The organism is Pseudomonas sp. (assembly GCF_050739655.1).
Classification (GTDB): Bacteria; Pseudomonadota; Gammaproteobacteria; order Pseudomonadales; family Pseudomonadaceae; genus Aquipseudomonas.
The window spans coordinates 1-8,841 of record NZ_JBOIBY010000558.1 but is presented as its reverse complement, the minus strand read 5'-3'; the positions used below and the strand labels follow the sequence as shown (position 1 = coordinate 8,841).

The 8,841-nt window shown below is 59.6% G+C and carries 6 protein-coding genes and 1 pseudogene; 5 read left to right on the top strand and 2 right to left on the bottom strand.

The window, feature by feature from the left end; genetic code table 11:
• Positions 1–338 precede the first annotated feature (338 nt).
• From ACRESJ_RS26630 to ACRESJ_RS26610, 5 genes are all read left to right on the top strand, one after another.
• Positions 339–1,499, top strand: a complete 1,161-nt coding sequence (locus ACRESJ_RS26630; RefSeq protein ID WP_431760527.1) for an efflux RND transporter periplasmic adaptor subunit — start codon at positions 339–341, stop codon at positions 1,497–1,499.
• A complete protein-coding gene (locus ACRESJ_RS26625) occupies positions 1,496–4,597 on the top strand; it encodes a multidrug efflux RND transporter permease subunit (protein ID WP_431760526.1) in 3,102 nt (1,033 codons plus the stop codon). The genes ACRESJ_RS26630 and ACRESJ_RS26625 overlap by 4 nt, the downstream gene beginning before the upstream one ends.
• A gap of 9 nt (positions 4,598–4,606) precedes the next feature.
• Positions 4,607–5,284 (top strand): heavy metal response regulator transcription factor, encoded by a 678-nt coding sequence (locus ACRESJ_RS26620; protein ID WP_175391038.1) that lies wholly within the window; start codon positions 4,607–4,609, stop codon positions 5,282–5,284.
• On the top strand, positions 5,274–6,638 hold the full coding sequence (locus ACRESJ_RS26615; RefSeq protein ID WP_431760525.1) for a heavy metal sensor histidine kinase: 1,365 nt from the start codon (positions 5,274–5,276) through the stop codon (positions 6,636–6,638). Before ACRESJ_RS26620 ends, ACRESJ_RS26615 begins: the two co-directional genes overlap by 11 nt.
• A 189-nt stretch (positions 6,639–6,827) precedes the next feature.
• Positions 6,828–7,052 carry a hypothetical protein gene (locus ACRESJ_RS26610; protein ID WP_431760528.1) on the top strand — a complete coding sequence of 75 codons (225 nt, stop codon included), beginning with the start codon at positions 6,828–6,830 and terminating at the stop codon, positions 7,050–7,052.
• A 316-nt stretch (positions 7,053–7,368) separates the two neighbouring features.
• On the opposite strand, the gene lpxC is transcribed toward ACRESJ_RS26610, so the two are convergent.
• Both lpxC and ACRESJ_RS26600 read right to left on the bottom strand, forming a co-directional pair.
• Complete coding sequence (lpxC, locus tag ACRESJ_RS26605) at positions 7,369–8,280, bottom strand: UDP-3-O-acyl-N-acetylglucosamine deacetylase (protein ID WP_431760524.1); 912 nt, start codon at positions 8,278–8,280, stop codon at positions 7,369–7,371.
• 112 nt (positions 8,281–8,392) lie between these two features.
• Positions 8,393–8,841 (bottom strand): annotated as a pseudogene (locus tag ACRESJ_RS26600) (cell division protein FtsZ); the annotation flags it as partial.

Here is an 8,841-nt window from a genome sequence, read left to right as displayed (position 1 = left end):
CAGCGCCGTTCGACGCAGTCGAACTCATCGCATGTAGGTGCCAGCGAAGCCAACCGGAGGGCGATGCCCCCGGATGAATGCCGGAGCGAAGGAACCCCGAGCCTTAGCGAGGGGCCGGACGCTCGGGGCGAGACCTTTGCTTCCTTTGGGGCGTTTGCCAAAGGGAGTCGGCCGTCAGGGCGAAACCATAAGTAGCCGTTACCGCAGCAACGGATATGTACACAAAACCCATCCCCACAGAAAACTGACAGCGCCGTCAGTTAGCAGTCACCCTCCCGACCACCAAACAGGTTTATAAAGGAAACTACCCACCGACCAATCCCCGGCGCCCCACTCGCATGCGAATCCAGCAAAAACCCGCCCTGCTCGTCGCCCTTCTGATCATCCTGGCAGCGCTGGGCCTGTGGTACGCCACCAAACCCGCCAAGACAAAACTGGCAGCCCCCACCGCCATCCCAGTACGCGTCGTCAACGTCATCGAAAAAGACGTACCGCGCTACGTCAGCGGCATCGGCTCGGTGCTGTCGCTGCACAGCGTCGTGGTCCGCCCGCAAATCGACGGCATCCTCACCAAAATCATGGTCAAGGAAGGCCAACTGGTGAAAAAAGACGACCTGCTGGCCACTATCGACGATCGTTCGATCCGTGCCAGCCTCGACCAGGCCCGGGCGCAACTCGGCGAAAGCCAGGCACAACTGCAAGTGGCGCTGGTCAACCTCAAGCGCTACAAACTGCTGAGCGTCGACGACGGCGTCTCCAAGCAGACCTACGACCAGCAGCAGGCGCTGGTCAACCAACTCAAAGCCACCGCCCAAGGCAATCAGGCCTCAATCGACGCCGCCCAGGTGCAGCTGTCCTACACACAGATTCGATCCCCGGTCACCGGTCGCGTCGGCATTCGCACAGTGGATGAAGGCAACTTCCTGCGCATGACCGACACCCAGGGTCTGTTCACCGTGACCCAGATCGACCCGATTGCCGTGGAGTTCTCCCTGCCGCAACACATGCTGCCAACCCTGCAAGGCCTGATCAGCGACCCGCAACACGCTCTGGTAAAAGCCTACATCGGTGCCGATACCGACGGTGAAACCGGCAACCTGCTCGGTGAAGGCCATCTGACCCTGATCGACAACCAGATCAACGCCAACACCGGCACCATCCGTGCCAAGGCGGAATTCAACAATGCCGGGCAGAAACTCTGGCCGGGCCTGCTGGTGACGGTAAAAATCCAGACGGCGCTGGACAAGGATGCGCTGGTCGTACCGCCCAACGTCGTACAACGCGGCCTTGATCAACATTTCGTCTATCGCCTCAATGGCGACAAGGTCGAAACCGTACCGGTGCAAATGGTCTACCAGGACAGCGGCAAGAACATCATCAAAGGCGTGCAGCCCGGCGACAAACTGGTCAGCGACGGTCAATCGCGACTCAAGCCCGGTTCGACGGTGCAGGTGCTGACCGATCCGCCGCAAGTCGTGAAATCGGAGTCGGCACCATGAAAGGCCACGGCTCGATTTCGGCCTGGTGCATCGATCACCCGGTGGCCACTATTCTGCTGACTTTTGCGCTGGTGCTGCTGGGCGTGATTGCCTTCCCGCGCCTGCCCATCGCGCCGTTGCCGGAAGCGGAATTCCCGACCATCCAGGTGGCCGCGCAACTGCCAGGTGCCAGCCCGGAAACCATGGCATCGTCGGTGGCCACACCCCTGGAAGTGCAATTCAGCGCCATTCCCGGCGTGACCCAAATGACGTCGAGCAGCGCCTTGGGCTCGACCAACCTGACCCTGCAATTCACCCTCGAAAAGAGTATCGACACCGCCGCCCAGGAAGTTCAGGCCGCGATCAACACCGCCGCTGGCAAATTGCCCAAGGACATGCCGAACCTGCCGACCTGGCGCAAGGTCAACCCGGCGGACAGTCCGGTGCTGATCCTCAGCGTCAACTCCTCACTAATGCCCGGCCCGGAACTCAGCGATCTGACGGAAACTTTGTTGTCCCGCCAGCTCAGTCAGGTCGATGGGGTCGGCCAGGTGGTCATCACCGGTCAGCAACGTCCGGCCATTCGCGTCCAGGTGTCGGCGGACAAACTGGCGGCGATCGGTCTGACCCTGGCCGACATCCGCCTGGCGATCCAGCAGACCAGTCTCAACCTCGCTAAAGGCGCGCTGTACGGCGAGTCGAGCATTTCAACGCTTTCGACCAATGATCAACTGTTCCATCCCGACGAATACAGCCAGTTGATCGTTTCCTACAAGGATGGCGCCCCGGTTCACCTCAAGGATGTCGCCAAAGTCGTCAATGGTTCGGAAGATGCCTACGTTCAGGCTTGGGCGGGCTCGCAACCGGGGGTGAACCTGGTGATTTTCCGCCAGCCTGGCGCCAACATCGTCGAGACCGTGGATCGCATTCAGGCCGCGCTGCCGGCACTGGAAGCGATGTTGCCCGCTTCGGTGCAGGTCAAGGTATTGATTGATCGCACCCAGACCATTCGCGCTTCGCTGCATGAAGTGGAAATCACCCTGATGATCGCCGTCATGCTGGTAGTGGCCGTCATGGCGTTGTTCCTGCGCCAGCTGTCAGCCACGTTGATTGTGTCGGCGGTGCTCGGTGTGTCGCTGATTGCCAGTTTTGCCCTGATGTACGTGATGGGCTTCAGCCTGAACAACCTGACGCTGGTGGCGATCGTGGTGGCCGTGGGGTTTGTGGTCGACGATGCGATCGTGGTGGTGGAAAACATTCACCGCCACCTGGAGGCCGGCGACAGCATGCGCGAGGCGGCGATCAAGGGCGCAGGAGAAATTGGCTTCACCGTGGTGTCGATCAGCTTTTCGCTGGTGGCGGCGTTCATTCCCTTGTTGTTCATGGGCGGCGTGGTCGGTCGGCTGTTCAAGGAGTTCGCGTTGACCGCTACGTCGACCATCATGATTTCGGTGGTGGTCTCCCTGACGTTGGCGCCAACCCTGGCAGCGTTGTTCATGCGTGCGCCGGTGCACCATGCTCACGACAAACCGGGCTTTGGTGAACGCCTGTTGGCGTGGTACGAAAGAGGCCTGCGCCGTGCCCTCGCCCATCAGAAGTTGATGATCGGCGTGTTCACTTTGTCGCTGGGCCTGGCCATCGCCGGCTACATCTTCATTCCCAAAGGGTTCTTCCCGATCCAGGACACCGGGTTCGTGCTGGGCACCACCGAAGCCGCCGCCGATATTTCCTACGGTGACATGGTTAAAAAACACCTAGCGATGGCCGAAATCGTTGCCGCCGATCCTGCGGTCGAGACGTTCTCCCACTCGGTGGGCGTGTCCGGCAGTAACCAGACCATCGCCAACGGCCGGTTCTGGATCACCCTGAAAAAGCGCGGCGACCGCGACGTCTCGGCCAGCGAATTCATCGACCGGATTCGCCCGCAATTGATGAAAGTGCCGGGGATCGTGCTGTATCTGCGCGCAGGGCAAGACATCAACCTCAGCTCCGGCCCCAGCCGTGCGCAGTACCAATATGTGCTCAAGAGCAACGACGGCCCGACCCTCAGCACCTGGACCCAGCGCCTGACGGAAAAACTGCGCAGCAATCCGGCCTTCCGCGATATTTCCAATGACCTGCAACTGGGCGGCAGCATTACCCATATCAACATCGACCGCAGCGCCGCGGCCCGTTTTGGCCTGACCGCCAGCGACGTCGATGAAGCGCTGTATGACGCCTTCGGCCAGCGTCAGATCAACGAATTCCAGACCCAGGTCAACCAGTACAACGTGATCCTGGAGTTGGACACCAAACAACGCGGCAAGGCTGAAAGCCTCAACTATTTCTACCTGCGTTCGCCCCTGAGCGGAGAAATGGTGCCGCTGTCGGCCCTGGCCAAATTCGATGCCCCAACCATCGGCCCGCTGTCCATCGCCCACGATGGCATGTTCCCCGCCGCCAACCTGTCGTTCAACCTGGCGCCGGGCGTGGCGTTGGGCGATGCGGTGATCATGCTTGATCAGGCCAAGGCCGACATCGGCATGCCAACGGCCATCAGCGGCAATTTCCAGGGTGCGGCGCAGGCGTTCCAGAGTTCGCTGGCCAGTCAGCCATGGCTGATTCTGGCGGCGCTGGTGGCGGTTTACATCATTCTCGGCGTGCTCTACGAGAGCTTTGTGCACCCGCTGACGATCATCTCGACCTTGCCATCGGCAGGTCTCGGCGCCGTGATCATGCTGTGGATCTGTGGCCAGGATTTTTCGATCATGGCGCTGATCGGGCTGGTGCTGCTGATCGGTATCGTCAAGAAGAACGGCATCCTGATGATCGACTTCGCCCTGGATGCGCAGCGCAACGGCGGCCTGTCGCCGGAGGAGGCGATCTTCAAGGCCTGTATCACACGCTTTCGACCCATCATCATGACCACCCTCGCCGCCCTGCTCGGCGCCTTGCCGTTGATGCTCGGCTACGGCACCGGCGCCGAGCTGCGCCAACCCCTGGGGATTGCGGTGGTCGGCGGCTTGCTGGTGAGCCAGGCGCTGACGCTGTTCACAACGCCGGTCATATACTTGTGGCTTGAGCGGCTATTCCATCAGCCCAAACCAACGCCGGCACCGGCGCTGGCGACCACAGACTGAGGCGGGGTCATGCGCGTTCTGATTATCGAAGACGAAGAAAAAACCGCGGACTATCTTCACCGCGGCCTGACGGAACAGGGTTACACCGTGGACCTGGCCCGCGATGGCGTCGAGGGCCTGCACCTGGCGCTGGAAAGCGACTACGCGGTGATCGTCCTCGACGTGATGTTGCCGGGCCTCGACGGTTTCGGCGTCCTGCGTGCGTTACGTGCGCGCAAGCAAACCCCGGTGATCATGCTCACCGCCCGCGAGCGGGTCGAAGACCGCATCAGAGGCTTGCGCGACGGCGCCGACGATTACCTGGGCAAACCCTTTTCCTTCCTCGAACTGGTGGCGCGCCTGCAAGCGTTGACCCGGCGCAGTGGCGGCCATGAACCGGTGCAAGTGAGCATCGCCGACCTGTGGATAGATTTGATCAGCCGCAAGGCCACCCGCGCCGGTACGCGCCTGGACCTGACGGCCAAGGAATTTTCGCTGCTCAGTGTGCTGGCCCGCCGACAAGGTGAAATCCTGTCGAAAACCGCCATCGCCGAGATGGTCTGGGACATCAATTTCGACAGCGACGCCAACGTCGTCGAAGTGGCCATCAAGCGCCTGCGAGCCAAACTCGACGGGCCTTTCGAAGAGAAATTGCTGCACACGATTCGTGGCATGGGTTATGTGCTGGAGAGCCGTGGTGTCCAGTAATTCCATCGCGCTACGCCTGAGCGCAATGTTCACGCTCGTGGCGCTGTTGGTCTTTCTATTGATCGGCTGGGCCTTGTACCAGCAGGTCGACAAGGGCCTTGGCTTGTTGCCGGAAGCCGAACTGGACGCGCGTTACAGCGTGCTCGAATCAACCGTCGGCCGTTACGGCACGCCCGAGCATTGGGTGAAGATCAACAACAAGCTCAAGCTGCTCGGCGAAGAAGACAAGCGCATCCGCTTCTGGATCACCAGCGGCGATCCGCAGTATGAGTACGGCAACCCCACGCCGCAGATTCGTGCCTTTGCCGAAGGGCCGCTGGGCATGCGCGACATGCAGCTACCGGATCAGCCCCATGCGCTGAAAGTACTGGTCAGCCAGTTCCCGGCCAAGGATCAGCGACCGCCGTTGCGCTTCATGATCGCCATCGACACCGAGACCTTTCACCAGACTCAGCATCAATTGCTGATCGCCTTGATCGCACTGGCGATTGTCGGTGTCCTGATGGCCTCGGCGCTGGGTTACTGGGTGGCGCGAATTGGCCTTAAGCCTTTGATCAAACTGTCTCAGGAAGCCCAGCGGCTGGCCCCGCCCTTGCGTTCGGGACGCCTGCGGCTGTCGCCGCTACCGCCGGAGCTGAGCCAATTCGTCAACTCGTTCAACTCGACGCTGGAGCGGGTCGAACAGGCTTACTCGCGCCTGGAATCGTTCAACGCCGATGTCGCCCATGAACTACGCTCGCCACTGACCAACCTGATTGGCCAAACCCAGGTCGCGCTGACCCGCGGGCGCTCCGCCGAGCATTATTTCGAAGTCCTGCAATCGAACCTCGAGGAGCTTGAACGGCTGCGTTCGATCATCAACGACATGTTGTTCCTTGCCAGCGCGGATCAGGGCAGCAAAGCGACCAAGCTGTCGTCCACTTCGCTGGCCGATGAAGTGGCAACGACCCTTGAGTACCTGGACTTCATTCTTGAGGACGCCCGGGTCGAGGTGCAGGTCAGCGGCGATGCCCAGGTGCGAATCGAGATCGCACATCTGCGCCGGGCATTGATCAACCTGTTGAGCAACGCGGTACAGCACACCGAGCCTGGGCAGGTGATTCAGGTACGGATCGAAGCCCAGGAACATCAGGTCAGCATCGGCGTCGCCAACCCCGGCTCGCCGATCGCCAGCGAGCATCTGCCGCGCCTGTTCGAACGCTTCTACCGCGTCGACGCTTCGCGCAGCAACAGCGGAAATAACCACGGCCTGGGGCTGGCCATCGTCAAGGCGATTGCGCTGATGCATGGCGGTGATGTGTTTGTGCGCAGTGACCATGGGATGAACACGTTTGGCATTCATTTGCCGGTTTAGAAGATCAAAAGATCGCAGCCTGCGGCAGCTCCTACAGCGGATCGGCGTACACCTGTAGGAGCTGCCGCAGGCTGCGATCTTTGCTTTTCATGTAATAGTCCTTTCATGAATCCGCTCTTTTTCCCATCGCCCGACATCCTTATCTTTGCCCACACCAAACAGCACTTGCCAAGCAAGAAGGTTTTAAAGATGTCCAACAGTATGGGTATTGCCAGCGCTTTCGTTTTGTCCTCGTTGATCGCTTCTCCTTTCGTCATGGCTGAAGAGTCGCATGCGTTCGTCGCCCAGAACACTGCACGCGCCGCCGCTTATGAAGAGCACCAGACCGAGATGACGGCCAAGGCTCAACAAGGCACTCAAGCCCCGCAAGCATCAAGCACTCAGTCCAAGGGCGAGGCCCTGAAAGACAGCTGATCCACGCGCACTGCTCCTTTTTCTCCTGACGTTTTCATTGGCTCTTTCCCGTGAAAACTGTCTTCCAAGCCGCTGCCACCCAGCGGCTTTTTTTTGTCTGTTATTACTGCTCCCGCAACGATGCGCTCCCGCAAGGATTGAGGACGTGATCGTTCCCACGCTCCGCGTGGGAATACAGCCAGGGACGCTCTGCGTCCCAATCAAGAGCCGAACGCGGAGCGTCCGTTGAGGCATTCCCACGCGGAGCGTGGGAACGATCAGGCATAAAAAAAGGCCACCCGAAGGCAGCCTTTAAAAAACTAGAGAGGTTTTTTACTTACACGGCCGCAACAGGGCGCATGTAAGAGATCGGTGCAGTGCTGGCGTCTTCGAAAGTCACGACTTCCCAAGCATCTGTCTGCTCAATCAACTTGCGCAGCAGCTGGTTGTTCAGTGCATGTCCGGACTTGAAGCCCCTGAACTCACCAATCAGGCTATTGCCCAGCAGGTAGAGGTCACCAATTGCATCGAGGATCTTGTGCTTCACGAATTCGTCTTCGTAGCGAAGACCGTCTTCGTTTAGTACACCATCGGCGTCGACCACGATCGCGTTTTCAACGCTGCCGCCGAGTGCGAGGTTGTGCTTGCGCAGGTACTCGATGTCACTCATGAAACCAAAGGTGCGGGCGCGGCTGACTTCTTTTACGAACGAAGTGCTGGAAAAATCCACGCTTGCACTTTGGGTGCGGTCACGGAAAACCGGGTGATCGAAATCGATCTCGAAACTCACCTTGAAGCCTTCGAAAGGGACGAAAGTGGCGCGCTTGTCGCCGTCTTCCACTGTCACTTCGCGCAGGATGCGGATGAATTTCTTGGCGGCGTCCTGTTCTTCCAGGCCCGCCGATTGAATCAGAAATACGAAGGGTCCAGCGCTACCATCCATGATCGGGACTTCGGACGCGGAGAGCTCGACGTAGGCGTTATCGATGCCCAGGCCAGCCATGGCCGAAAGCAAGTGCTCAACCGTATCCACTTTCACGTCACCGTTGACCAGCGTGGTAGACATGGTTGTCTCACCGACGTTGGCTGCACGAGCCGGGATCTCGACCACAGGATCGAGGTCGGCACGGCGAAAGACGATTCCGGTGTCGATCGGTGCAGGCTTGAGGGTCAGGTATACCTTCTCCCCGGAGTGCAGACCTACACCTGTGGCACGGATAATATTTTTCAGTGTGCGTTGTTTAATCATGGCTTGGGCCGCTTCAGCGCAAATTGCGAACTGGTATCAACAAAGGCTGGCGATGATAGCAGACCACGCCTTTGCTGAACACCAATCACCTTCATAGCCCTGATACATTTCATCAATCGGCCTGACGACGCAGGAAGGCCGGGATGTCCAGGTAGTCCAGATCATCTTGCGGATTCATCTTCGCGGCAGCCGCAGCACCGGCCTGAGCCTGGTTGCGCATGACGGTCGGACGGTCCAGGTCACGGTAGTTCACCGCTGGAGCTTCCTGACGAACAGGGGCTTGTTGTTGTGGCTGCGAAGGCATCGAAGTATGAACGGTATTGTCGATGACCTTCACAGGCTTCTCGATTTTAGCGCCCAGACCGGTAGCTACGACAGTCACGTGCAGCTCGTCGCGCATGTCTGGATCGATAACGGTACCGACCTTGACCATCGCGTGCTCGGAAGCGAAGGCTTCGATGATGCTACCCACGTCGGAGTACTCACCCAGGGACAGGTCAGGACCGGCGGTGATGTTCACCAGGATGCCGCGTGCACCTTGCAGGTTCACGTCTTCGAGCA

Excerpts from the sequence above, each read along its gene's own strand:
- ACRESJ_RS26630 (WP_431760527.1), top strand. The coding sequence starts at position 339 with ATGCGAATCCAGCAAAAACCCGCCCTGCTCGTCGCCCTTCTGATCATC.
- ACRESJ_RS26625 (WP_431760526.1), top strand. The coding sequence starts at position 1,496 with ATGAAAGGCCACGGCTCGATTTCGGCCTGGTGCATCGATCACCCGGTG.
- ACRESJ_RS26620 (WP_175391038.1), top strand. The coding sequence starts at position 4,607 with ATGCGCGTTCTGATTATCGAAGACGAAGAAAAAACCGCGGACTATCTT.
- ACRESJ_RS26610 (WP_431760528.1), top strand. The coding sequence starts at position 6,828 with ATGTCCAACAGTATGGGTATTGCCAGCGCTTTCGTTTTGTCCTCGTTG.
- lpxC (WP_431760524.1), bottom strand. The coding sequence starts at position 8,280 with ATGATTAAACAACGCACACTGAAAAATATTATCCGTGCCACAGGTGTA.